General features: G+C 59.7%; 20 protein-coding genes. 12 read left to right on the top strand and 8 right to left on the bottom strand.

Annotated elements, in window-relative coordinates:
- Nucleotides 1–54: 54 nt before the first annotated feature.
- The 5 genes from AC1RME_RS27715 to AC1RME_RS27735 form a co-directional block, all read right to left on the bottom strand.
- Nucleotides 55–2,877, bottom strand: a complete 2,823-nt coding sequence (locus AC1RME_RS27715; RefSeq protein WP_096818791.1) for an FAD-binding and (Fe-S)-binding domain-containing protein — start codon at nucleotides 2,875–2,877, stop codon at nucleotides 55–57.
- Nucleotides 2,874–3,545: a LutC/YkgG family protein gene (locus tag AC1RME_RS27720; RefSeq protein ID WP_096818793.1), complete on the bottom strand. Its 672-nt coding sequence runs from the start codon at nucleotides 3,543–3,545 to the stop codon at nucleotides 2,874–2,876. Before AC1RME_RS27720 ends, AC1RME_RS27715 begins: the two co-directional genes overlap by 4 nt.
- Nucleotides 3,545–4,999, bottom strand: a complete 1,455-nt coding sequence (locus AC1RME_RS27725; protein ID WP_096818796.1) for a LutB/LldF family L-lactate oxidation iron-sulfur protein — start codon at nucleotides 4,997–4,999, stop codon at nucleotides 3,545–3,547. The genes AC1RME_RS27720 and AC1RME_RS27725 overlap by 1 nt, the downstream gene beginning before the upstream one ends.
- Complete coding sequence (locus AC1RME_RS27730; RefSeq protein ID WP_096818798.1) at nucleotides 4,996–5,820, bottom strand: (Fe-S)-binding protein; 825 nt, start codon at nucleotides 5,818–5,820, stop codon at nucleotides 4,996–4,998. Before AC1RME_RS27730 ends, AC1RME_RS27725 begins: the two co-directional genes overlap by 4 nt.
- Nucleotides 5,821–5,970: 150 nt before the next feature.
- A complete protein-coding gene (locus AC1RME_RS27735) occupies nucleotides 5,971–7,665 on the bottom strand; it encodes a lactate permease LctP family transporter (protein ID WP_096818800.1) in 1,695 nt (564 codons plus the stop codon).
- Nucleotides 7,666–7,926: 261 nt separating this feature from the next.
- Here AC1RME_RS27735 and AC1RME_RS27740 point away from each other — a divergent pair, with 261 nt between their 5' ends.
- Nucleotides 7,927–8,694: an FCD domain-containing protein gene (locus AC1RME_RS27740; RefSeq protein ID WP_096818803.1), complete on the top strand. Its 768-nt coding sequence runs from the start codon at nucleotides 7,927–7,929 to the stop codon at nucleotides 8,692–8,694.
- 56 nt (nucleotides 8,695–8,750) lie between these two features.
- Here the strand turns inward: AC1RME_RS27740 and smpB are convergent, their stop codons facing one another.
- Nucleotides 8,751–9,233 (bottom strand): SsrA-binding protein SmpB, encoded by a 483-nt coding sequence (smpB, locus tag AC1RME_RS27745; RefSeq protein ID WP_007915208.1) that lies wholly within the window; start codon nucleotides 9,231–9,233, stop codon nucleotides 8,751–8,753.
- Nucleotides 9,234–9,352: 119 nt separating this feature from the next.
- Here smpB and AC1RME_RS27750 point away from each other — a divergent pair, with 119 nt between their 5' ends.
- From AC1RME_RS27750 to AC1RME_RS27760, 3 genes are read left to right on the top strand one after another with little or no spacing between them, the layout of a single operon-like run.
- Nucleotides 9,353–10,756: a sodium-dependent transporter gene (locus AC1RME_RS27750; RefSeq protein ID WP_096818805.1), complete on the top strand. Its 1,404-nt coding sequence runs from the start codon at nucleotides 9,353–9,355 to the stop codon at nucleotides 10,754–10,756.
- A gap of 7 nt (nucleotides 10,757–10,763) precedes the next feature.
- A complete protein-coding gene (locus AC1RME_RS27755) occupies nucleotides 10,764–11,198 on the top strand; it encodes a type II toxin-antitoxin system RatA family toxin (RefSeq protein ID WP_003221509.1) in 435 nt (144 codons plus the stop codon).
- Nucleotides 11,191–11,505, top strand: coding sequence for an RnfH family protein (locus AC1RME_RS27760; RefSeq protein WP_096818807.1), 315 nt, complete (start codon nucleotides 11,191–11,193; stop codon nucleotides 11,503–11,505). The genes AC1RME_RS27755 and AC1RME_RS27760 overlap by 8 nt, the downstream gene beginning before the upstream one ends.
- A gap of 60 nt (nucleotides 11,506–11,565) precedes the next feature.
- Here the strand turns inward: AC1RME_RS27760 and AC1RME_RS27765 are convergent, their stop codons facing one another.
- Nucleotides 11,566–12,093, bottom strand: a complete 528-nt coding sequence (locus AC1RME_RS27765) for an outer membrane protein assembly factor BamE (protein WP_096818809.1) — start codon at nucleotides 12,091–12,093, stop codon at nucleotides 11,566–11,568.
- A gap of 97 nt (nucleotides 12,094–12,190) precedes the next feature.
- Here AC1RME_RS27765 and fur point away from each other — a divergent pair, with 97 nt between their 5' ends.
- A complete protein-coding gene (gene fur, locus AC1RME_RS27770) occupies nucleotides 12,191–12,595 on the top strand; it encodes a ferric iron uptake transcriptional regulator (RefSeq protein ID WP_064119476.1) in 405 nt (134 codons plus the stop codon).
- A gap of 75 nt (nucleotides 12,596–12,670) precedes the next feature.
- On the opposite strand, the gene recN is transcribed toward fur, so the two are convergent.
- Nucleotides 12,671–14,344, bottom strand: coding sequence for a DNA repair protein RecN (recN, locus tag AC1RME_RS27775; RefSeq protein WP_096818812.1), 1,674 nt, complete (start codon nucleotides 14,342–14,344; stop codon nucleotides 12,671–12,673).
- Between the two features lie 240 nt (nucleotides 14,345–14,584).
- On the opposite strand from recN, the gene grpE reads away from it, so the two are divergent.
- The 7 genes from grpE (at nucleotide 14,585) to greA (ending at nucleotide 24,631) form a co-directional block, all read left to right on the top strand.
- Nucleotides 14,585–15,154, top strand: a complete 570-nt coding sequence (grpE, locus tag AC1RME_RS27780; RefSeq protein ID WP_096818814.1) for a nucleotide exchange factor GrpE — start codon at nucleotides 14,585–14,587, stop codon at nucleotides 15,152–15,154.
- 102 nt (nucleotides 15,155–15,256) lie between these two features.
- Entirely contained in the window at nucleotides 15,257–17,173 is a 1,917-nt protein-coding gene (gene dnaK, locus AC1RME_RS27785; RefSeq protein ID WP_096818817.1) for a molecular chaperone DnaK, read from the top strand.
- Nucleotides 17,174–17,469: 296 nt separating this feature from the next.
- Nucleotides 17,470–18,594 carry a molecular chaperone DnaJ gene (dnaJ, locus tag AC1RME_RS27790; protein ID WP_085711856.1) on the top strand — a complete coding sequence of 375 codons (1,125 nt, stop codon included), beginning with the start codon at nucleotides 17,470–17,472 and terminating at the stop codon, nucleotides 18,592–18,594.
- Nucleotides 18,595–18,603: 9 nt separating this feature from the next.
- Nucleotides 18,604–19,410: a 4-hydroxy-tetrahydrodipicolinate reductase gene (gene dapB, locus AC1RME_RS27795; protein ID WP_085729543.1), complete on the top strand. Its 807-nt coding sequence runs from the start codon at nucleotides 18,604–18,606 to the stop codon at nucleotides 19,408–19,410.
- 257 nt (nucleotides 19,411–19,667) lie between these two features.
- The gene (gene carA / locus AC1RME_RS27800; protein ID WP_096818820.1) at nucleotides 19,668–20,804 is read left to right on the top strand and encodes a glutamine-hydrolyzing carbamoyl-phosphate synthase small subunit; all 1,137 of its coding nucleotides are present in this window, start codon (nucleotides 19,668–19,670) and stop codon (nucleotides 20,802–20,804) included.
- Between the two features lie 126 nt (nucleotides 20,805–20,930).
- Nucleotides 20,931–24,152 (top strand): carbamoyl-phosphate synthase large subunit, encoded by a 3,222-nt coding sequence (carB, locus tag AC1RME_RS27805; protein ID WP_096818824.1) that lies wholly within the window; start codon nucleotides 20,931–20,933, stop codon nucleotides 24,150–24,152.
- 2 nt (nucleotides 24,153–24,154) lie between these two features.
- On the top strand, nucleotides 24,155–24,631 hold the full coding sequence (gene greA / locus AC1RME_RS27810; protein ID WP_096819323.1) for a transcription elongation factor GreA: 477 nt from the start codon (nucleotides 24,155–24,157) through the stop codon (nucleotides 24,629–24,631).
- Nucleotides 24,632–24,636 lie beyond the last annotated feature (5 nt).

The raw sequence follows: 24,636 nt of genomic DNA on the forward strand, positions 1-24,636 counted from the left end.
GTCAGCGGGGCTTGTTCTGTGGACTGTGGTCGCTCGCAAGGGTTCTATTTTTCTTCAGATGATGGTTTCTCGGGGTTTGGCTCGGGTCACTCGATCCACCAGATACGCCAGGCCGTGGTAGTCGATGCCTCCATGTTGTGTCAGACCGATCTCACAGGTGCGGCTGGTGGAAATCCCTTCGCTGCAATGCTGCACCGCATCCTTGAGTGTGCGCAGCGAGTGGCTGTTCAGCTCCGGCGTGGTGAAGCCCTTGTCGCCGGCAAATCCGCAGCAATGAATGCCTTCGGGAATAACCACGTTCTTGCTGCACTTGCGGGCCAGGTCGATCAGCGCCTGACTTTCCCCCAGGTGCTGAGTGCTGCACGTCACATGAACGGCAATCGGTGCTTCCTGCGGGATGAACTCCAGTCGATCGATCAGGTGCGTACGGATAAACCGCACAGGGTCATACAGATCAAGGCGAACATTTCCCACATCCTGCACCAGTCGCAATGTGCAGGGGCTGGTGTCGCAATAGATCGGATCGAGCCCACCTCGGCTGGCGTGGAGCAAGGTGCCGATCAACTCCTGACGCTTGTGCTCGGCCTGTTCGGCATAGCCTTTGGAAGCGAACGGCTGGCCGCAGCAGAGGTTGTCCAGATTGTCCGGGAGCACCACCTGATAACCGGCCTTTTCCAGCAGGCCACGGGTTTTGTCGTACAGCGACATCTGCTCCTTGTCGCCCGCTGCGGGGCCCATCACCCGCGACACGCAGGCCGCCAGATACACCACGCGCGGGCGTTCGTCCGAGATTGTCGGACTGAGGCGAATGGCTCTTTCCGGCTGCGGCATTGCGTTGCTCCACTGTGGAACCTGGCCTTTGGACAAGCGCGTCAGTGTTGCCGAAAGCTTCGCCAGACGCGGTGCTCCCAGCAACATCCGCGCACCGTTGGCCACGTGCAGGGTGAAGCGTGCCCCTTGCAGGGTGGTGGCGAAATTTCCTTCGATCCAGTTGGCAGTTTTCGTGTGCGTGGCGTGACGGTTGCGCAGCTTTTTCACCAGCTCGCCGGTATTGATGCCTACAGGGCAGCGTTGCGCACACAAACCGGTCGCGGCGCAGGTTTCGATGCCCTGGTACTCGTAGGCTTTTTCCAGTTCGGTGGTGTCGATCCCGGCGCGTTTTCGCGCCTGAATGTCGCGCCAGATCACGATGCGCTGGCGGGGGCTCAGGGTCAGGCCCTTCGATGGACAAACCGGCTCACAGAAACCGCACTCGATGCACTTATCCACAATCTCGTCGGCGGCAGGCAGCGGCTTCAGGTGCTTGAGGTGGATCTGTGGATCTTCGCTGAGCACTACGTCCGGGTTGAGAATGCCTTGGGGATCGAGCAGGCGCTTGAGCTGCCACATCAATTGATAGGCATCGCTGCCCCATTCCAGTTCGACAAACGGCGCCATGTTGCGCCCGGTGCCGTGTTCGGCCTTCAGCGAACCGCCGAACTCAACGGCCACCAGTTGCGCCACGTCGTCCATGAACGCCTGATAGCGTGCGACTTCTTCCGGGCTATTGAAGCCTTGGGTGAAGACGAAGTGCAGATTGCCTTCCAGCGCGTGTCCGAAAAGGATCGCTTCGTCGTAGTGATGTTTGTCGAACAGCTCGATCAGGCGATTCACGCCGATGGCCAGTTGCTCCACCGGGAAGGTCACGTCTTCGATGATCACCGTGGTGCCGGTCTTGCGCACGGCGCCGACGGCGGGGAAGGTGTCCTTGCGGATCGCCCAGAGGCGGGCGTTCTCGACCGGGTCTTCGGTGAAGTCGACCTGCTTTTCCACCGGGAAATCACCGAGCGACGCCATGATCTGCGCCAGTTGTTCCTGCAACAACGTGGAAGAAGCGGCGCGGGATTCGATCAGCAGAGCGCAGGCATTGTTCGACAGCTGCTGTACGAAATCCGGCATGCCGGGTTTGTCCTGCACCGAGCGCAGACTGCGGCGGTCGAGCAATTCCACGGCGGACACCGGTTGGCTTTTCAGCACGGTGACGGCGTTGCAGCAGGTTTCCACGTCGGGGAACACGATTAGTGCCGAGGCCTTGTTCGGGTGGTCGATCACTGTGTCGTACGTTACCGCGCTGATGAAGCCGAGTGTGCCTTCGGAGCCGACCAGCAAGTGACTCAAGATATCCACAGGCTCATCGAAATCCACCAGGGCGTTGAGCGACAGGCCGGTGGTATTTTTCAGACGGTATTTGTGGCGGATTCGCGCAGCCAGTTCGGCATTGGCGCGGGTCTCGCGGCCCAGTGTTGCCAGGCGTTCCAGCAATTCACCGTGGCTCGTTCGAAACGCCGCGACACTGGAAGCGTCCTCGGTGTCGAGTCGGGTTCCGTCGGCCAAAACCAGACGAATTCCCGCCAGCGTGTGATAGGTATTTTGTGCAGTGCCGCAGCACATGCCGCTGGCGTTGTTGGCGACGATGCCGCCGATCTTGCAGGCATTGATCGACGCCGGATCGGGGCCAATCTTGCGCCCGAATGGCGCGAGCCACGCGTTGGCCTGAGCGCCGATCACCCCCGGTTGCAGGCGGATCTGCATGCCTTGCCCTCGGATCTCACGGGCATTCCAGTTATCCCCCAGCACGATCAGCACCGAATCGCTGATCGCCTGGCCGGACAGGCTGGTGCCGGCGGCGCGGAAGGTCACCGGGACCTGGTCACGCTGGGCCAGTTTCAGCAGCGCGACCACTTCGTCTTCGGATTCGACGCGGATCACCAGTTGCGGAATCAGTCGGTAGAAGCTGGCATCGGTGCCGAAGGCCAGAGTCGACAATGGATCGTCGAAACGCCGTTCGGCCGGAATCAGCTGCTGCGCATCGCGCAGGAAAGTCGCCGGTAAGGTCATTGGTCCTCCAGGATCAACACCACCAGGTCTTTCGGGCCGTGGGCGCCGTAGGCCAGCACTTGTTCGATGTCGGCGGTTTTCGACGGGCCGGACACCAGCAACGCGTTGGTCGGCATACCTTGGGCCCACTCGAATTCCTGCTGGACCTGATAGAAGTTGTCACGAATCTGACTGGCCTTGAGCAGGGCGAAATGCACCGGCGGTACCAGGCTCATCAGTCGTGGTTCTTCGCGGGTCGGCCACAGAATCAGGCTGCCGGTGGCAGCGATGGCACCGAGGGTGCCGGTGAGGCTGGCCGGGGTGTCGTTGAACAGCTCGGCTTTCCACTCTTCCATCGGTCGGTCGTAGGACTTCAGCGCCGGCAGATCAGGATTGTTCGCCCAGTGTTGTGTGATGCGCTGCCCGTGAGGCGTAGTCGGTGCGATCAGCAGGCTCGGCAACTGGCGGTCGCGCAGCAATTGCGCCAGCAGCGCCGGCCACGCTTCAGTGGAGGTCAGGTGGATTTCGGTGTGCACCGCTTCCATCAATTTGCGCAGTTGTGGAATGCGTTGTTCGGCGCTGTAGGTGTAAGGCTGGGTCACCAGATCGACATCGAAGTTGTCGGCAATCGGTGTGGTGCCCGTCAGACTGTTCCGTAACTTGCCGAGGATATTTTGCTTGGCGCTCATCAACGGTCTCCTTGTTTGGCCAGATGCTCGCGAGCCATGTCATGCAGTGAGCGGGCGGCGGGTTTCGGAGCGCTGTGATTCTGCGTCCACGGGCCGACGTTGTTCGGCGTCAGCGCGCGCAGGCGCGTGGCGAAAAACGCAAACAGTCGATACAAAGTCGGCGAGCTGTTGAGCTTCGCCCAGGCGTTCCAGATGAAGCGTTCCTTGCGCGAATACTTGCTGCCCTGGCCGCGCATCACTTGGTGAGGACTGTCGGGGGCTTTGACGTTCTCTTCGCGCAGGCGGCGCAGCAGTGCGGGGATAGGGATTTTTACCGGACACACTTCACCGCAGGCGCCGCACAACGAAGACGCGCTCGGGTGATCCGGGACTTTCGCCAGGCCGACCATGTGCGGAGTGATGATTTTGCCGATCGGGCCGGGGTAAACCTCGCCATAGGTATGGCCGCCGACACGGGTGTAGACCGGGCAATGATTCATGCAGGCGCCACAGCGGATGCAGTTCAAGGTCTGGCGCAGTTCGCTGTCGGCAAACGCCTGGCTGCGACCGTTGTCGAGCAGCACCAGATGCACTTCCTGCGGGCCGTCGAGTTCGTGTTCCTTGCGCGGGCCGGAGATCATGTTGACGTAGGTGGTGATCGGAATGCCCAGCGCCGAGCGGGTCAGCAATGACAGCAGCGGCACCACGTCGCGCAGGTTTTCCACGACTTTTTCGATGCCGGTAACGGCGATGTGCACCGGTGGCACGGTGGTGGTCATACGCCCGTTGCCTTCGTTTTCCACCAGCAGCAGGGTGCCGGTTTCGGCCACGGCGAAGTTGACGCCGGAGACGCCGATGTCCGCTTCGAAGAATTTCTGCCGCAGGACCCTGCGACCGATCTGAATGAGTTGGTCAACGTCCTTGGTGTATTCCACGCCAAGTTTGTCGTGGAACAAGGACGCGACCTGACCGGCATTCTTGTGGATTGCCGGCATGATTATGTGTGAAGGCTTCTCGTGGTCGAGCTGGACGATGTACTCCCCCATGTCGGACTCCAGACATTCAATGTCCCGAGCCTCGAGGAAATGGTTCATCTCCATCTCTTCGCTGACCATCGATTTGCCCTTGATCACTTGCCGCGCCTCGTGAGCGCGGATGATCGAAAGGACGATGCCATTGGCCTCGTCCACCGTTTCCGCCCAGTGCACTGTCACACCGTTGCGGGTCAGGTTCTGTTCCAGTTGCTCGAGCAGGTCGGGCAACTTGGAGAGCGCGCGGGCACGGATCGCATTGCCCAGTTCACGCAGGTGTTCTCTTTCGTGGGCATCGCTGAAAGCCGCTGCCCGCTTTGTCATCAGTGAATCCATCGCGGTGCGGAAGTTGTTCCGCAACTGCGAATCGCCCAGGGCGTTGTGTGCCCGGGTGCGGAAGTCTTCTTCTACGGCAACCGTAGGAATAATCGTGGAAGTGCTCATCGCGCACCTCCGGTTCGTTGCCAGAGGAAGCTCGCCAGGTGTTGCCCGCGCAGCGCTTCCTTCTGTTTTTCCAGCGAGCCGTTGATGTTCATCAAGCAGCCACAGTCGGCACTGAGTACCTGATGCGCGCCGGATTCCTTCAACGCTCGGGTCTTGTCAGCCACCATCGCGCCGGAAATGTCTGGCATACGGACGCTGAATGTCCCACCGAAGCCACAGCATTCGCTTTCGTGATCGTGATTGACCCGTTCCACGTTGCTCAACTGCGCCAACAACTCGCGGCCGTGCAGGTGGGTATTCATTTCCCGTCGCGCCGAACACGAGGTGTGCAGCGCCACCTTGACCGGCTCGCCGCTGTCCTTGAGCTGCACCTTGCAGACGAACAGCAGGAACTCGGCCAATTCATAGGTGCGGGCCGCGAGGGCCTGAACCTGTTCCAACGTTTCCGGCTCGTCCTTGAACAAGTCGGCGTAATGCTCGCGCAGCATTCCTGCGCAGGAACCCGACGGCACCACCACCGGATAATCGCTGGCAAACAGCGCCAGTTGCGAGCGCGCCACCGTCCGCGCCTGCTCGGTGTAACCCGAGGTGTAGGCCGGTTGTCCGCAGCAGCTCTGCCCTTGCGGGTAGTCGACCCGAATGCCCTCGCGCTCCAGCAAATGGATCGCGTCCATCCCGGCTTCGGGATAAAACAGGTCGACCACGCAGGTGCCGAACAGGTAGACCCGCGACGGTTTCTCGCTCGGGTATTGCCGGGGCTCGGGCAGTGGCGGTGCAACGCGAGTGGCGTTGGGCACAGCGTTGTAAAAAAGCTCGCTCATCAGGCGTGTCTCCGGGTGGGCCCGGTTATCCGTCTGTTGAGGCTGCCGAATATAGAGTGCATTGCTTTCAGCAGCCTTACAGACCGGGTTGTGAATTGCTGACGCCGGAATCACGAACCGGCGTCGGTTATTTCCATGTCGCTTGTGGTCTTAATGCACCAGCATGCCGGTGAACCAGTAGGCCTGGGCCAGGGTGATCAGGCCGACAATCGTTGCAAAGAATAGGCTGTGCTTGAGGGTGAAGCGGAACAGATCGGATTCCTTGCCCACCAACCCGGTCGCGGCGCAGGCCACGGCAATCGACTGTGGCGAAATCATCTTGCCGGTCACGCCGCCGCTGGTATTGGCCGCTACCAGCAAGGTGTCGTTGACCCCGATCTGGTGCGCGGTGGTCGCTTGCAGCGAACTGAACAGCGCGTTGGACGACGTATCGGAACCAGTCAGGAACACGCCCAGCCAACCCAGGAACGGCGAGAAGAACGGGAACGCCGCGCCGGTCGCGGCCAGCACCAGGGCCATGGTCGAAGACATGCCGGAATAGTTGGTGACGAAGGCGAAAGCCAGCACCATGCCGATCGACAGAATTGGCCAGCGCAGTTCGTAGAAAGTTTCTTTCAGAGTGGTAAGACCAATTTTGAAATTGATCTTCAGGATGATCATCGAGATCAGCGCCGAGAAGAAAATCGCCGTGCCGGTGGCAGAAATCGGGTCGAGTTTGAACACGGCCGGAATGGCTGTCGGCGTCGCGACGATTGGTGCAGTCTTGATCACCAGTTGATCCAGGTGCGGGATCGCGAAGTTGAACACCCATGCGTACATCGAGCCGCCAGCGGCGAACATGGCCTTGAACGGTTTGAGCGTCCAGATGGTGACCAGCACGGTGAGGATCAGGAATGGCGACCAAGCCTTGAAGATTTCCCCGAGGCTGTAGGGCGAGGCGATGGTGGTGCGTTTCTGGCCGAAACCGCCGACGCTGGCGGTGACTGCCACGTTCGAGGTGGCACCGGCGATCTGTGCGCCCGCAGTGCGTTTTGGCTGCCAGACTTTCAGGAACAGGGTCAGCGAGATCAGGCTGGCCAGGGCCGAGGTGATGTCCGGCAGTTCCGGGCCGATGAAGTTCGAGGTGAAGTACTGGGTCACGGCGAAACTCAGGCCGGCAACCAGTGCGGCTGGCCAGGTTTCGCGAACGCCGCGCAGGCCGTCCATCATGAACACCAGCCAGAACGGCACGAACAGCGACAGCAGTGGCAGTTGGCGGCCGGTCATGGCGCCAATCTTGAACGCATCGATACCGGTGACCTGCCCGGCGACGATGATCGGAATCCCCAAGGCACCGAACGCGACCGGCGCGGTGTTGGCAATCAGGCACAGGCCAGCGGCGTACAGCGGGTTGAAGCCCAGTCCTACGAGCAGCGCAGCGGTAATCGCCACCGGCGCGCCGAAACCGGCTGCGCCTTCGAGGAAGGCACCGAAGCAGAAACCGATCAGCAGCACCTGCAAGCGCTGGTCATCGGTGATCGACAGGACCGAACTGCGGATGACTTCGAACTGACCGCTCTTGACCGTCAGTTTGTACAAGAACACCGCCGCGACAATGATCCAGGCAATCGGCCACAGACCATAGGCGAAGCCATATCCGGCGGCGGCGAACGCCATGTCGACCGGCATCTGGAACGCAAAGATCGCCACAAGGATCGCCAGGGCCAGCGTGATGCTGCCGGCGACATGACCTTTGAGGCGGAACACCGCCAGGGCGAGGAAGAAGAACACGATGGGGATGACGGCCGCGAGTGCGGACACGCCGAGACTGCCGAGCGGGCTGTAGAGCTGTTGCCAGGTTTGCATATGGGGTGGCCCCTAATTGTTGTTGGTCAGGCACTGTCAGCGTTCTTGGTTAATTGGTAAGACCAATTTACAATCGCTGTTGGCTAGGGTAAAAGCCTTGATGTCGGTGTGTCAATTTGCCGCCCTAAAACTTTTGTCGAATGACCGGTGCAGGCTCGATCTGATCCGGTCCGGGGCGTTTCATCTGGCAGGTGTCGGCAAGGCGCCGATAGGCCAGAATAGAGAGCCCGGCGAGTGGTCGGGATCGTGGAGAATTGAGTGATGGGGTTTGATCAGATACGTCAGCGCCGTTTGTCTGACGATATTGTCGAGCGGCTTGAGGGGATGATCCTCGAGGGGACATTGAAGTCCGGCGAGCGCCTGCCGGCCGAGCGCACATTGGCCGAGCAGTTCGGTGTGTCCCGGCCTTCGTTGCGCGAGGCAATCCAGAAGCTGGCGGCCAAGGGGCTGCTGGTCAGCAAGCAGGGCGGCGGCAATTACGTGGTGGAAAGCCTGGGCTCGACCTTCAGCGACCCATTGCTGCAACTGCTGGAAAGTAATCCCGAGGCCCAGCGCGATCTGCTGGAATTTCGCCACACGCTGGAGGCATCGTGTGCCTATTACGCGGCATTGCGCGCCACCGATGTGGATCGCGAGCGGCTGACCGCGGCGTTCGAAGAGCTACAGGATTGCTACTCGCGCCATGACGAAGTGAGTCGGGCGGAGGAGGGCGCGGCGGACGCGAAGTTTCACTTGGCTATCGCCGAGGCCAGCCATAACGCTGTGTTGCTGCACACCATTCGCGGTCTGTTCGACCTGCTCAAGCGCAATGTGGTGACCAACATCGGCGGCATGTACAAGCAGCGCACGGAAACCCGCGACATGCTGATCACTCAGCACCGGGAACTTTACCAGGCGATTATCGAAGGACGTGCAGAGCAGGCGCGAGAGGTTTCCAGTCGACACATACTGTATGTGCAGGAAGTGCTGGAAGAGGTGCGCCAGGAAGTTCAGCGCGTGGCTCGGGCCGAGCGGCGCAAAGGGATGTAGGTTCAGGCATGACCATTCCCGCGCTGAGCGCGGGAATGGTCATTCAGGCAGAAGAATCAGTCTTCCTTGCCCTTGTTGCGCACCGCACGCTGCAACTCGCGACCGGCATCGCGTTCGCGCTCGGTATCACGCTTGTCGTATTCCTTCTTGCCCTTGCCCAGAGCGATCTCGCACTTGACCATGTGCTTGCTCCAGTACCAGGACAGGCATACGCAGGCGTAACCCTTCTGCTGCACGGCGGCGGCCAGCTTCTCCAGCTCGCGCCGGTTGAGCAGCAGCTTCCGGGTGCGGACCGGGTCAGCGATGACGTGGGTGCTGGCGGTCATCAGTGGCGTGATGTGGCTGCCAAGCAGCCAGGCTTCGCCATCCTTGAGCAGGACGTAACTGTCGACCAGTTGCAGCTTGCTTGCCCGCAGACTTTTTACTTCCCAGCCGGCCAGGACCAGACCAGCCTCGAACTTGTGCTCGATGAAGTAATCGTGTCGCGCCTTTTTGTTCTGCGCGATGGTCCCTGTTGGGTGTTTCTTCTGTTTAGCCATAGGGGCGGCATTATATGGAGATAAACGGCTGTCGGCTACGGTGATGCTGCGTGCTTGAGCAGGTTGAGTGAATCCCGGACAATGCGGCCTCTTTTTCTAACGCTTGGGCGTGATAAACGATGTCGACAGACAAGGTTTCTGTCCACGGCAGTTGGGCTAGCCGCTGGGTTTTCATATTCGCCGCGACCGGTTCGGCCGTGGGATTGGGCAGCATCTGGAAGTTCCCCTACATGGTCGGGGTCTACGGTGGCGGCGCCTTTGTGCTGATGTTTCTGGCCTGCATCGCGCTGATCGGCATTCCGGTGATGCTCGCGGAAACCCTGATCGGCCGGCGTGCGCGGCTGAGTCCGGCCAACGCCCTCAAGGTGCTGGCAATCGAAGCCGGGCATTCGGGCAAGTGGTCGTGGGGCGCGTTCGCCGGGATGATCACGGCGTTGCTGATCCTGTCTTTCTACAGTGTGGTCGGCGGCTGGTCGCTGGATTACATCATTGATATGGGGCGCGGGGATTTCCAGGGGGCGACGGCCGATCAGGTCGGTGCCTATTTCGGCAATGTCATCGCCGACCCTTGGCGCATCACGCTGTGGCACACGGTTTTCATGCTGTTGTCTGCCGTGGTGATCGCCAAAGGCGTGGTCGCCGGGCTTGAACGCAGCCTGCGGATCATGATGCCGCTGTTGTTTGTGATGGTCCTCGTCCTGCTGGGCTATAGCATGACCACCGGGCACTTCATGGAGGGCGTGCATTTCATGTTCGACTTCCACCCGGAGAAAGTCCTCGACGGCTTGCTGCCGGCCATGGGGCACGCCTTCTTCTCCCTGAGCGTGGGAGTGGGCTCGATCATGATCTACGGCGCCTACATGACGAAGGAAGCTTCGCTGTCCGGCACGGTCGTGGGTGTGGCGCTGCTCGATACCTTCGTTTCGCTGGTGGCCGGTCTGGCCTTGTTTCCGATTGTGTTCGCTGGCGGTTTGAACCCGAGCGAAGGCCCGGGGTTGATGTTCGTCAGCCTGCCATTTGCTTTCGGTAATGTGCTTTTCGGCCAGTTGATGGGCGTGGTGTTCTTCGTTCTGGTAGCCATTGCTGCCTGGAGTTCGGCGATTTCCCTGCTGGAGCCGATGGTCGCCTATCTGGTCGAGCGGACTAAAATCAGTCGTGCCTGGGTGACGTTCTGGTTGGCGTTCACCTGCTGGTTTGTCGGCCTGGGCACGGTGTTTTCCTTCAATATCTGGAAGGAAGCGAAATTTTTCGTGAACGAAGGCGGAATGTTCCATCTCTACCAATGGGGTGCCGCAGGCGGTCTGGACTTCTTTGGTGTGATCGACTTCTTCACCTCACGGATCATGCTGCCGCTCGGCGGGCTGTGCTTTGTACTGTTTGCCGGATGGGTGATGGGGCGTGACGCGGTGCGCGACGAATTGTCGATTCGCAGCCCGGCGCTATTCGCCTTGTCTCTGTTCTTGATGCGCTATGTGGCGCCCATCGGCATTCTTGTAGTGTTTGCCACCCAGCTCTGGAAGTGACGCTTACATGACGACACATATTCAACGATCAGCGCTGCTGCCTTACCCGGCGCAATTTCTCTATGACCTGGTCAATGACGTGGCACGTTATCCGGAGTTTCTGCCGTGGTGTTCGTCCGCAGAAGTCCTGGAAAGCTCGCCTGAACACATGCGCGCCAGCGTTGGTGTGGCCAAGGGCGGCCTCAGTCAGCACTTCGTGACACGCAATACCCTGGTGCCGGGACAATCGATCGAAATGAACCTCGAGGAAGGTCCGTTCAATCAGTTGCACGGTGTCTGGGTGTTCAAGGCGTTGAACGAGAAAGCCTGCAAGATCAGCCTCGATCTGTCCTTCGATTATGCCGGCCCGTTGGTGCGTGCCACGCTCGGGCCGCTGTTCAATCAGGCTGCCAACACGCTGGTGGATGCATTCTGCCAGCGCGCCAAGCAGATGCATGGTTGAGCCGGTGATCGAAATAGAAGTGGTGTACGCGGCGGTTGATCGTCAGGTGTTGCGCACGATCAGCGTGGCAGAGGGGGCGACGGTGCGTACTGCGCTGTTGGCCAGTGGCATTGATAGCGAGTTTCCGGAACTGGATCTGGCCGGTTGCCCGGTCGGGATTTTCGGCAAAGTGGTTGCCGATCCGGATGTGCGGGTTGTTCAGGCGGGGGATCGCCTCGAAATCTACCGACCATTGCTGGCTGATCCGAAAGAGGTGCGCCGATTGCGTGCCGCCAAGGCTGCCGAGGCCAAAGCCAGAAATCAGTGATGCGCCAATCTGCAGGCAATAAAAAACCCGGAATTTCCGGGTTTTTTATTGCGTCGCAAATTATTGCGGCGAGGTGTCCAGCGGCTCTGGTGTCGGAACCGGAACGGTTTCCACACCATCGACGTCCTTCTGGATCTGATCCAGCAAGGAACCTGGCTTGACCGGTTTTTCCGGTTTTGGCTTCTCGGCGTTTTCAGCAGGAGCGGTCACGTTAGTGCCACTTTCCTTGCCGAGAATGGCTTCGTCACGGCTCACGCCCGGCATGAAGTCACCGGACAGGCTGACAAGGCGGTCGTTTGAGTCGAAAATGACACTCATGCGTTCCTGCTGGCGTTCACCGCCACCAGGTTGCAGGCTGTACAGATAATCCCAGCGATTGGCATGGAACGTGTCGACAAGCAGAGGGTTGCCCATGATAAACCGTACTTGCGGCCGGGTCATTCCCGGGCGTAACTGGTCTATCATGTCCTGCGTGACGACATTGCCCTGCTGGATGTCGATTTTGTAAACCCCGGGGAATGAACAACCGGCGAGTGCGAGCAGTCCCACAAAGGTGAAACTGGTTAGCAAGAGCTTGGTGTTTTGCATCGGTGGGCGACTTCCACTATCTTGGCTGGGACAACGTAAACGCCGATCATACCCGCATTAAGAGAAGCTGCGAAGCAGCATCGCGAGAAAGCTGACCATGGTTGAAAATAGCGAACTACGCAAAGCCGGCCTCAAAGTGACCCTGCCACGGGTCAAGATCCTGCAAATGCTCGACTCTACCGAGCAGCGTCACATGAGTGCCGAGGACGTCTACAAGGCGTTGATGGAAGCTGGCGAGGACGTCGGTCTGGCCACGGTTTACCGTGTTCTGACCCAGTTCGAAGCGGCTGGCCTCGTGGTCCGTCATAACTTCGATGGCGGTCACGCGGTATTCGAATTGGCCGATGGTGGCCACCACGACCATATGGTCAACGTGGAAACCGGTGAGGTTGTCGAATTCGTCAGCATCGAAATCGAAAAGCTCCAGAAGGCAATTGCCGAGGAGCACGGTGTCGAGTTGGTAGATCACAACCTGGTGCTGTACGTCCGCAAGAAAAAGTAAGCATGTCGCGCGAATTTCAGGTTCGCGAAACGAACGAAGGCGACCCAAGGGTCGCCTTCGTGCTTTCTGTCGTGCTTAAACTTTTGCGGTAACGACCATCTTCTTGGCGTGCGCCAGAGACTCTTTGGTCAGATCAATGCCGCCGAGCATCCTCGCGACTTCTTCTATACGGTCATTTTTACTCAGCTTCGAGACGGCGGTGTGCGTCGCCTGCTCGCCTCGCACCTTGTGCACGAACAGATGCTGATGACCCTGGGCGGCCACTTGTGGCAAGTGCGTAACGGTCAGTACTTGTCCGCGTTCGCCCAGGCGCCGCAATAGCTGGCCGACAATCTCGGCCGTCGGACCACCGATGCCCACGTCCACTTCGTCGAATACCAGGGTCGGCACGCGCGAGGTCTGGGCGGTGATGACCTGAATCGCCAGGCTGATCCGCGAGAGTTCGCCGCCGGATGCCACTTTGGCCAAGGCCTTCAAGGGTTGGCCGGGGTTGGCGCTGACCAGCAGTTCGACTTGTTCGAGGCCGTTGGGCAGGAGTTCGCCGCTGGCGTTGGGGCGCAGCTCTATGGTGAAGCGTCCGCCAGGCATGCCGAGGCGTTGAATCTCCTGCTCGACTGCGCTGGCCAGACTGCCTGCAGCCTGATGGCGCAGATCACTCAGTTCGCGGGCCTTTTCCTGGTAGTGGCGGGCGTACGAAGCAAGTTCTTCGCCCAGACGCTCGATGGATTCGTCGTTGGCGTTGAGGGTTTCGATTTCATCCAGCAGCTTTTGCTGCATCTCGGCGACTTCGGTCGGCTGGATCCGATGCTTGCGTGCCAGGGTGTAAATGGCGTCCAGACGCTCTTCCAGATACTGCAGGCGCGCCGGATCGGCGTCGAAGTTGTCGAGGAAGCGGTTGAGCTCGCCGACAGCCTCTTCGACCTGGATCTGCGCGCTGGTCAGCAAGCTGCTGGCTTCGCCCAGAGCGCCGATCGAGTTGTTCACGCTCGACAGGCGATTGAGGCTGGCGGTCAGTGCATTCAGCACATTGCCGGAATCACTTTCACTGCACTGCTCGACCACTTGCCGGCAGATGCCCAGCAGGGTTTCGGCGTTGGTCAGGTTCTTGTGTTCCTGCTCCAGATCTTCCAGTTCGTTCTCGCCGAGACCGAGGTTCTCCAGTTCTTCGAGCTGATAGCTGAGCAGTTGATGACGGGCGCGCTGTTCGTCACCGGAGTTGGACAGGCGCTCCAGCTCCAGGCGGGTCTGGCGCCAGCGCTGGGCGGCCAGTTGTACCTGGCGGGCCAGATCGGTGGCGCCGGCGTATTCGTCGAGCAGGCGACGGTGGGTATCCGTCTTGAGCAGGGATTGGTGTTCGTGCTGGCTGTGGATGTCGATCAGCAGCTCGCCGAGGGCCTTGAGGTCGCCGAGCGGGCAGGGCGTGCCGTTGATATAGCCACGGGAGCGGCCTTCCGAGGTGATGACTCGGCGAAGGATGCACGGGCCGTCGATTTCCAGGTCGCGCTCGGCCAGCCAGGCGCTGGCTTCGGGAATGTCGGCCAGGTCGAAGGTCGCCAGGATATCGGCCTTGTCGGCGCCCGGGCGAACCACGCCGCTGTCGGCGCGATCGCCAAGGGTCAGGCCCAGCGCGTCGAGCATGATCGACTTGCCGGCGCCGGTTTCCCCGGTAATCACGCTCATCCCGCGATCGAGTTCGAGATCGAGATGTTCAACGATGGCGTAGTTGTGTACGGACAGGTGCACCAGCATAAAGGCCGCTCCCAGGCTTTAGGTCTGGTTATTTATACAGTGTTTTGTTTCGGCCTGACAATGCCCTCGCTTAGCTCGATTGGCTTGATCCGATCAAATGCTTATCGCGCCCGGGAATGACAATGCAGCACTTTTTTGTAGGGTTAATCATTGTCAGCCCTTGAAGCCTGATTTTGCGGCCCCATATACCGGGGCAGAAGCGCGAGTCGAGCTCGCGGACGTTATTGAAAGGAGAATTCTATGGCTGACGAACAGACAGTAGATACGCAAAAAGCAGAAGCCAATCAGGCGCCCGAGACTGCGGGTGATGACCTGGCGACCCGTGTACAAGTGCTCGAAGAGCAATTGGCCGCCGCGCAGGATCAATCTCTGCGCGTAGCTGCCGATCTGCAGAACGTCCGCCGCCGTGCCGAGCAGGACGTCGAAAAGGCTCACAAGTTTGCGCTGGAAAAATTCGCCGGCGATTTGTTGCCGATCGTCGACAGCCTGGAGCGCGGCCTCGAGCTGTCGAACCCGGACGACGAAAGCATCCGTCCGATGCGCGAAGGCATCGAGCTGACCCTGAAAATGTTTCACGACACCCTCGCGCGTTATCAGCTTGTAGCTGTCAGCCCGCAGGAAGGCGAGCCGTTCAACGCAGTGGAACATCAGGCAATGGCCATGCAGGAAAGTGCTGATCTGGAGCCGAACAGCATTCTGAAGGTGTTCCAGAAGGGCTACCAGCTCAACGGTCGTCTGCTGCGCCCGGCAATGGTCGTGGTCAGCAAGGCGCCAGCACCCGTTTCGCCTTCGATTGACGAGAAGGCTTGAAATTAGCCGCAAGGCCCCCATTTAGAAGTCAAGCGTTTAAGTGCTACCGCAGTTGGCCACAACCGCTGCGGCAACCAAATCCAAAGTTTCAGGAGAGTTAACATGGGCAAAATTATCGGTATCGACCTGGGGACTACCAACTCCTGCGTCTCCATTCTTGAAAACGGCCAGGCCAAAGTTATCGAGAACGCCGAAGGCGCGCGTACCACGCCTTCGATCATCGCTTACGCCAACGATGGCGAAATTCTGGTCGGCCAGTCCGCCAAGCGTCAGGCAGTGACCAACCCGCACAACACCCTGTACGCGGTAAAGCGTCTGATCGGTCGTCGCTTCGAAGAAGAAGTCGTACAGAAAGACATTCAGATGGTTCCTTACAAAATCGCCAAGGCTGACAACGGCGACGCGTGGGTTGAAGTGAACGGCCAGAAAATGGCGCCGCCACAAATCTCGGCTGAAATTCTGAAGAAGATGAAGAAGACCGCCGAAGACTACCTCGGCGAAGCTGTGACTGAAGCGGTGATCACCGTTCCGGCCTACTTCAACGACAGCCAGCGCCAGGCGACCAAAGACGCCGGCCGCATCGCCGGTCTGGACGTAAAACGTATCATCAACGAACCAACCGCAGCCGCTCTGGCTTACGGCATGGACAAGGCCAAGGGCGATCACACCGTGATCGTTTACGACCTGGGTGGCGGTACTTTCGACGTATCCGTGATCGAGATCGCTGAAGTTGACGGCGAGCACCAGTTCGAAGTATTGGCCACCAACGGTGACACTTTCCTGGGCGGTGAAGACTTCGACATTCGTCTGATCGACTACCTCGTTGACGAATTCAAGAAAGAAAGCGGCATGAACCTCAAGGGTGACCCGCTGGCCATGCAGCGCCTGAAAGAAGCCGCTGAAAAAGCCAAGATCGAGCTGTCGTCCGCTCAGTCGACCGACGTGAACCTGCCGTACATCACTGCAGACGCCACCGGTCCTAAGCACCTGAACGTGAAAATCTCGCGTGCCAAGCTCGAAGCACTGGTTGAAGACCTGGTTCAGCGCACCATCGAGCCTTGCCGCATCGCCATGAAAGACGCCGGTATCGACGTTGGCGCGATCAACGACGTGATCCTGGTCGGCGGTCAGACCCGTATGCCGCTGGTACAGAAGCTGGTTACCGATTTCTTCGGTAAAGAAGCTCGTAAAGACGTCAACCCGGACGAAGCCGTTGCCATGGGTGCTGCGATCCAGGGCGCCGTTCTGGCCGGTGACGTGAAAGACGTTCTGCTGCTCGACGTCAGCCCGCTGACCCTGGGTATCGAAACCATGGGTGGCGTGATGACTGCGCTGATCGAGAAAAACACCACGATTCCTACCAAGAAATCGCAAGTGTTCTCGACTGCCGACGACAACCAGGGCGCCGTGACCATTCACGTGCTGCAAGGCGAGCGCAAGCAAGCCGCACAGAACAAGTCCCTGGGCAAGTTCGACCTGGCCGAGATTCCACCAGCGCCACGTGGTGTGCCACAGATCGAAGTGACCTTCGACATCGACGCCAACGGCATCCTGCACGTCGGCGCGAAAGACAAGGCGACCGGCAAAGAGCAGAAGATCACCATCAAGGCCAACTCCGGTCTGTCGGATGAAGAAATCCAGAAGATGGTCCGCGACGCCGAGCTGAACGCTGAGGAAGACCGCAAGTTCGAAGAACTGGCCGGTGCCCGTAACCAGGGTGACGCGCTGGTTCACTCGACTCGCAAAATGGTCACCGACGCTGGCGACAAAGTGACTGCAGAAGAGAAAACTGCAATCGAAGCGGCCGTGGTTGCCCTGGAAGCTGCCGTCAAAGGCGACGACAAGGCTGCCATCGAAGCGAAGATTGAAGAGCTGTCGAAAGTCTCCGCGCCGGTTGCCCAGAAGATGTACGCCGAACAGGCTCAGCCTGCCGAAGGCGCGGCTCCGCACGCAGAGAAAGCTGAAAAGGCTGACGATGTTGTCGATGCCGAGTTCGAAGAAGTCAAAGACCACAAGTAAGTTGTTGGTCGGCCGGTTGACTGCCTTTGGGCACTGACTGGTAGGATGTTGCCGCGCGGGAGCTTGCTCCCGCGTTGGCGTATCTGGAATACGCGAATTTTTACAGCATGCGACAAGCTTCGTGTGTTGGTGGCATGGCCGGAAATGCTCCTGCTTTTCGAGCTGAAAGTGCCGCATGAATCAAAGACCAGGATCGTTGAATTGACGTGAGTTGGGTCCGGGCCTGTATTGGGGCTCAACGAGTTTGGCGAAGCTCAGGAGGGGTTTGCCGAACGTCCTTAAGAGTGCAAAGACTTATGGCAAAGCGTGACTATTACGAAGTGTTGGGTGTTGAGCGCGGCTCAAGCGAAGCAGACCTGAAAAAGGCCTATCGCCGTCTGGCGATGAAGCATCACCCGGACCGTAATCCCGATGACAAAGCGTCGGAAGAACTGTTCAAGGAGGCCAACGAGGCCTACGAGGTATTGTCCGATTCCAGCAAGCGTGCGGCGTACGATCAGTACGGCCATGCCGGCGTCGACCCGAGCATGGGCGGCGGCGGTGCAGGCTTTGGCGGTCAGAACTTCTCTGACATCTTCGGCGATGTCTTCAGTGACTTCTTCGGTGGCGGTCGCGGCGGTTCCCGTGGCGGCGCCCAGCGCGGTAGCGATTTGCGCTACACCCTGGAGCTGAACCTGGAAGAAGCGGTGCGCGGTACGACCGTGAATATCCGCGTTCCGACGCTGGTCAACTGCAAGCCGTGCGATGGTTCGGGCGCCAAGAAAGGTTCGTCGCCATCGACGTGCCCGACTTGCGGCGGCATCGGCCAGGTGCGCATGCAGCAAGGCTTCTTCTCCGTACAACAGACCTGCCCGCGCTGCCATGGCCAGGGCAAGATCATTTCCGATCCGTGCGACTCCTGCCACGGTGACGGTCGCGTCGAAGAATACAAAACCCTCTCCGTCAAAGTGCCAGCCGGTGTTGATACCGGTGACCGCATTCGCCTGTCCGGCGAAGGCGAGGCGGGCACCCAGGGTGGCCCGACCGGCGACCTGTACGTGGTGATCAACGTGCGCGAGCACGCGATCTTCCAGCGTGACGGCAAGCACCTGTTCTGCGAAGTGCCGATCAGCTTTGTCGATGCGGCGCTGGGTGGCGAGCTGGAAATCCCGACCCTCGACGGTCGCGTCAAGCTGAAGATCCCCGAGGGGACTCAGACCGGCAAGCAATTCCGTGTGCGTGGCAAAGGTGTGGCGCCGGTGCGTGGTGGCGGTGCAGGTGATCTGATGTGCCGTGTAGCGGTCGAGACCCCGGTCAACCTGAATCGTCGTCAGCGTGAGTTGCTCGAAGAATTCCGCAGCTCCCTGGCGGACGACAACAGCCACTCGCCGAAAACCACCGGTTGGTTCGATGGCGTGAAGCGCTTCTTCGGCGATCTGTAAGGAGTCGGCATGCGACGTATAGCTGTGATGGGCGCTGCTGGGCGCATGGGCAAGATTCTGGTCGAGGCCGTGCAGCAGCGCGCGCCGCTGACCGGTTTGACGGCCGCCATTGTCCGCCCTGGCAGTACGCTGATCGGGGTGGATGCCGGTGAGCTGGCTTCGCTCGGCCGAATCGGCGTGCCGCTGTCCGGTAACCTGGAATCGGTAGCGGAAGAGTTCGATGTGTTGATCGACTTCACGCTGCCGGAAGTGATGCTGAAAAACCTGGCGTTCTGCCGCAAGGCCGGCAAGGCCATGGTGATCGGCACCACCGGTCTGGATGCTGCCCAGAAGCAGTTGCTGGCCGAAGCGGGCAAGGATATTCCGATCGTGTTTGCTGCCAATTTCAGTGTTGGCGTCAACCTGTCGCTGAAATTGCTCGACATGGCAGCCCGTGTGCTGGGTGATGATGCGGACATCGAAATCATCGAAGCTCATCACCGTCACAAGATCGATGCGCCGTCGGGCACCGCCCTGCGCATGGGCGAGGTGATCGCCAGTGCGCTGGATCGTGATCTGCAGAAGGTTGCGGTCTATGGTCGTGAAGGTCATACCGGTGTGCGTGAGCGTGAAACCATCGGTTTCGCCACTGTTCGCGGTGGTGATGTCGTGGGCGATCACACGGTGCTGTTCGCTTGTGAAGGCGAACGTCTGGAGATCACTCATAAGGCTTCGAGCCGCATGACGTTCGCCAAGGGCGCGGTGCGTGCGGCGCTGTGGCTGGATGCTCGCGAGCCCGGTCTGTATGACATGCAGGACGTGCTCGACTTGCGTTGAGCCTTGCTTGAATCCGGCGCAAACGCCCTGTTTGTGCCGGTTTTACTCCGCCCGGCGACGCCCTGTCGCATTCTCCGGCCTTTCAGGCTCATTGGCGGTAGACCAAAAATCCCTTTTTCTGTAAGCTACAGCTTTAGTGTGTCCACTAAAAGCGCGCAGAATAATTCAGTGAAGAAGCGGGGTGACGTGTCCATACGTCACTCCGCTTTTTTACAACCTGCGATTGCCCTTTCATGCGTTATTTACGGGAGGTCTTCTTGACTAAGCCAGCCATACTCGCCCTTGCTGATGGCAGCATTTTTCGCGGCGAAGCCATTGGAGCCGACGGTCAGACCGTTGGTGAGGTGGTGTTCAACACCGCAATGACCGGCTATCAGGAAATCCTTACCGATCCTTCCTACGCCCAACAGATCGTTACCCTGACTTACCCGCACATCGGCAACACCGGCACCACGCCGGAAGACGCCGAGTCCGACCGCGTCTGGTCCGCTGGCCTGGTCATCCGTGACCTGCCGCTGGTAGCGAGCAACTGGCGTAACACGATGTCTCTGTCCGACTACCTGAAAGCCAACAATGTCGTGGCGATCGCCGGTATCGACACCCGCCGCCTGACTCGCATCCTGCGTGAAAAAGGCGCACAGAACGGCTGCATCATGGCCGGCGACAACATCTCCGAAGCCGCTGCCATTGCTGCCGCACAAGGCTTCCCGGGCCTGAAGGGCATGGACCTGGCGAAAGTCGTCAGCACCAAGACCCAATACGAGTGGCGCTCCACTGTCTGGGATCTGAAAACCGACAGCCACGCGACCATCGAAGCCTCCGAGTTGCCTTACCACGTGGTTGCCTACGACTACGGCGTCAAGGTCAACATCCTGCGCATGCTGGTCGAGCGCGGCTGCCGCGTCACCGTAGTGCCGGCGCAAACCCCGGCTGCCGACGTACTGGCCCTGAAGCCGGACGGCGTGTTCCTGTCCAACGGCCCTGGTGACCCGGAGCCTTGCGACTATGCGATCAAGGCAATCAAGGAAGTGCTGGAAACCGAAATTCCGGTCTTCGGTATCTGCCTCGGCCACCAGCTGCTGGCTCTGGCCTCCGGCGCCAAGACCCTGAAAATGGGCCACGGCCACCACGGTGCCAACCACCCGGTACAGGATCTGGACACTGGCGTCGTGATGATCACCAGCCAGAACCACGGTTTTGCGGTTGACGAAGCGACCCTGCCAGCCAACGTTCGCGCGATCCACAAATCGCTGTTCGACGGCACCCTGCAAGGCATCGAGCGCACCGACAAGAGCGCGTTCAGCTTCCAGGGTCACCCTGAAGCGAGCCCGGGCCCGAACGATGTGGCGCCACTGTTTGACCGCTTCATCAACGAGATGGCCAAGCGACGCTAAGCGTTCGCCTTGAGACTGTAGCGAGAAGCCCCTCGAGGGCGGCCCCGAAACCGGCGGCCCCCTCGGGACTTCAGAAATCGATCAAGACGGCTTGCCGACTGACCTGCGGATTTGAGTGACAAACCCATGCCAAAACGTACAGACATTAAAAGCATCCTGATTCTCGGCGCTGGCCCGATCGTTATCGGCCAGGCCTGCGAATTCGACTACTCCGGCGCTCAGGCTTGCAAAGCCCTGCGCGAAGAGGGTTACCGCGTCATCCTGGTGAACTCCAACCCGGCCACCATCATGACCGACCCGGACATGGCCGACGCCACCTACATCGAGCCGATCAAGTGGCAGACCGTTGCCAAGATCATCGAAAAAGAGCGTCCGGATGCGGTGCTGCCAACCATGGGCGGCCAGACTGCTCTGAACTGCGCCCTGGACCTGGAGCGCGAAGGCGTTCTGGAGAAGTTCGGCGTAGAGATGATCGGCGCCAACGCCGACACCATCGACAAGGCTGAAGACCGTTCGCGTTTCGACAAGGCGATGAAGTCCATCGGCCTGGAATGCCCGCGTTCCGGTATCGCCCACAGCATGGAAGAAGCCAACGCGGTGCTCGAGCGCCTGGGCTTCCCGTGCATCATCCGTCCGTCCTTCACCATGGGCGGCACCGGTGGCGGTATCGCTTACAACCGTGAAGAGTTCGAAGAAATCTGCGCCCGTGGTCTGGACTTGTCGCCGACCAAGGAACTGCTGATCGACGAATCGCTGATCGGCTGGAAAGAATATGAAATGGAAGTTGTCCGCGACAAAAAGGACAACTGCATCATCGTCTGCTCGATCGAAAACTTCGACCCGATGGGCGTGCACACCGGCGACTCGATCACCGTGGCTCCAGCTCAGACTCTGACCGACAAGGAATACCAGATCCTGCGTAACGCCTCGTTGGCGGTACTGCGCGAGATCGGCGTCGAGACCGGCGGTTCCAACGTTCAGTTCGGTATCTGCCCGGACACCGGCCGCATGGTCGTGATCGAAATGAACCCGCGTGTATCGCGTTCGTCGGCCCTGGCTTCGAAAGCCACCGGTTTCCCGATCGCCAAGGTCGCGGCCAAACTGGCAGTCGGCTACACCCTTGACGAGCTGTCGAACGACATCACCGGCGGCAAGACCCCGGCGTCCTTCGAGCCGTCCATCGACTACGTCGTGACCAAGCTGCCGCGCTTCGCTTTCGAGAAGTTCGCCAACGCTGACGCTCGCCTGACCACTCAAATGAAGTCGGTAGGCGAAGTCATGGCCATCGGCCGTACCTTCCAGGAATCCCTGCAGAAAGCCCTGCGCGGTCTGGAAGTGGGCGTTTGCGGTCTGGACGAGAAAGTCGACCTGAGCAATCCGGAAAGCATGAGCGTGCTCAAGCGCGAGCTGACCGTGCCGGGCGCCGAGCGTATCTGGTACGTGGCGGACGCTTTCCGCGCCGGCATGACCGTCGAAGAAATCTTCGGCATGAACATGATCGACCCGTGGTTCCTGGTTCAGATCGAGGATCTGATCAAGGACGAAGAGAAGGTCAAGACCCTCGGTCTGTCCGCTATTGATCGCGATCTGATGTTCAAGCTCAAGCGCAAAGGCTTCTCCGACCAACGTCTGGCCAAACTGCTGGGCGTCACCGAGAAGAACCTGCGCACTCACCGTCAAAAACTGGAAGTGTTCCCGGTCTACAAGCGCGTCGACACCTGCGCCGCCGAGTTCGCCACCGACACCGCTTACCTGTACTCGACTTACGAGGAAGAGTGCGAAGCAGCGCCGTCCGGTCGCGACAAGATCATGATTCTGGGTGGCGGTCCGAACCGTATCGGCCAGGGTATCGAGTTTGACTACTGCTGCGTACACGCCGCTCTCGCCCTGCGCGAAGACGGCTACGAAACCATCATGGTCAACTGCAACCCGGAAACCGTGTCCACTGACTACGACACTTCCGACCGTCTGTACTTCGAACCGGTGACCCTGGAAGACGTGCTGGAAATCTGCCGCGTCGAGAAGCCGAAAGGCGTGATCGTCCAGTACGGTGGCCAGACCCCTCTGAAACTGGCTCGCGCACTTGAAGCGGCCGGTGTGCCGATCATCGGCACCAGCCCTGACGCCATCGACCGTGCCGAAGACCGTGAGCGCTTCCAGCAGATGGTTGAGCGCCTGAACCTGCGTCAGCCGCCAAACGCCACCGTGCGCAGCGAAGACGAAGCCGTTCGCGCTGCCGCGAAGATCGGTTACCCGCTGGTGGTTCGTCCGTCCTACGTACTGGGCGGCCGGGCGATGGAAATCGTCTACAAGGAAGAAGAACTCAAGCGTTACCTGCGTGACGCGGTGCAAGTGTCGAACGACAGTCCGGTGCTGCTCGACCACTTCCTCAACTGCGCCATCGAGATGGACGTGGATGCGGTCTGCGACGGCAAGGATGTTGTGATCGGTGCGATCATGCAGCACATCGAACAGGCGGGCGTTCACTCCGGTGACTCCGCGTGCTCGCTGCCGCCGTACTCGCTGCCGGCGCACATCCAGGATGAGATGCGCGAACAGGTCAAGAAAATGGCCCTGGAACTGGGCGTGGTCGGCCTGATGAACGTTCAGTTGGCGCTGCAAGGCGAAGACATCTACGTCATCGAAGTCAACCCGCGTGCTTCCCGTACCGTGCCGTTCGTGTCGAAGTGCATCGGTGTTTCCCTGGCGATGATTGCTGCCCGTGTAATGGCCGGCAAGACCCTGAAGGAAATCGGCTTCACCAAGGAAATCATCCCGAACTTCTACAGCGTGAAAGAGGCGGTGTTCCCGTTCGCCAAATTCCCTGGCGTGGACCCGATCCTCGGCCCAGAGATGAAGTCCACCGGTGAAGTGATGGGCGTCGGCGATACCTTCGGCGAAGCCTTTGCCAAAGCCCAGATGGGCGCGAGCGAAGTGCTGCCGACCGGCGGCACCGCATTCATCAGCGTACGTGATGACGACAAGCCGCTGGTTGCGGGCGTGGCCCGTGATCTGATCAACTTGGGCTTCGAAGTGGTCGCCACTGCCGGCACTGCCAAGCTGATTGAGGCCGCAGGTCTGAAAGTGCGTCGCGTGAACAAGGTGACCGAGGGTCGTCCGCACGTGGTCGACATGATCAAGAATGACGAAGTCACCCTGATCATCAACACCACCGAAGGTCGTCAGTCGATCGCCGACTCTTATTCCATTCGCCGCAACGCCCTGCAGCACAAGATTTACTGCACCACCACCATTGCTGCTGGCGAAGCTATCTGCGAAGCGCTGAAGTTCGGTCCCGAGAAGACCGTACGCCGCTTGCAGGATCTACACGCAGGATTGAAGGCATGAGCATAACCAAGTACCCGATGACTGTTCAGGGCGCTCGCGCCCTGGAAGAAGAACATACTCACCTGACCAAGGTCGTTCGTCCGAAGCTCAGCCAGGACATCGGTACGGCCCGCGAGCTGGGTGACTTGAAGGAAAACGCCGAATACCATGCTGCCCGCGAACAGCAGGGCATGGTCGAGGCGCGCATCCGTGACATCGAAGGCCGGATCCAGAATCAGGTCGTGATTGATGTCACGACCATTCCTCACACGGGCAAAGTGATTTTCGGCACCACCGTTGAAATCGCCAACGTCGAGACTGATGAAAGCGTCACTTACCACATCGTTGGTGAGGATGAGGCAGACTTCAAACTCGGCAAGATTTCGGTCGGTTCGCCTCTGGCCCGTGCCCTGATCGGCAAGGAAGAGGGCGACGTCGTTGCCGTGAAAACGCCTGGTGGCGTTATCGAGTACGAGATTGTCGAAGTCCGTCACATCTGAAACAG

This window comes from Pseudomonas sp. GW822-FHT03F08 (genome assembly GCF_058801265.1).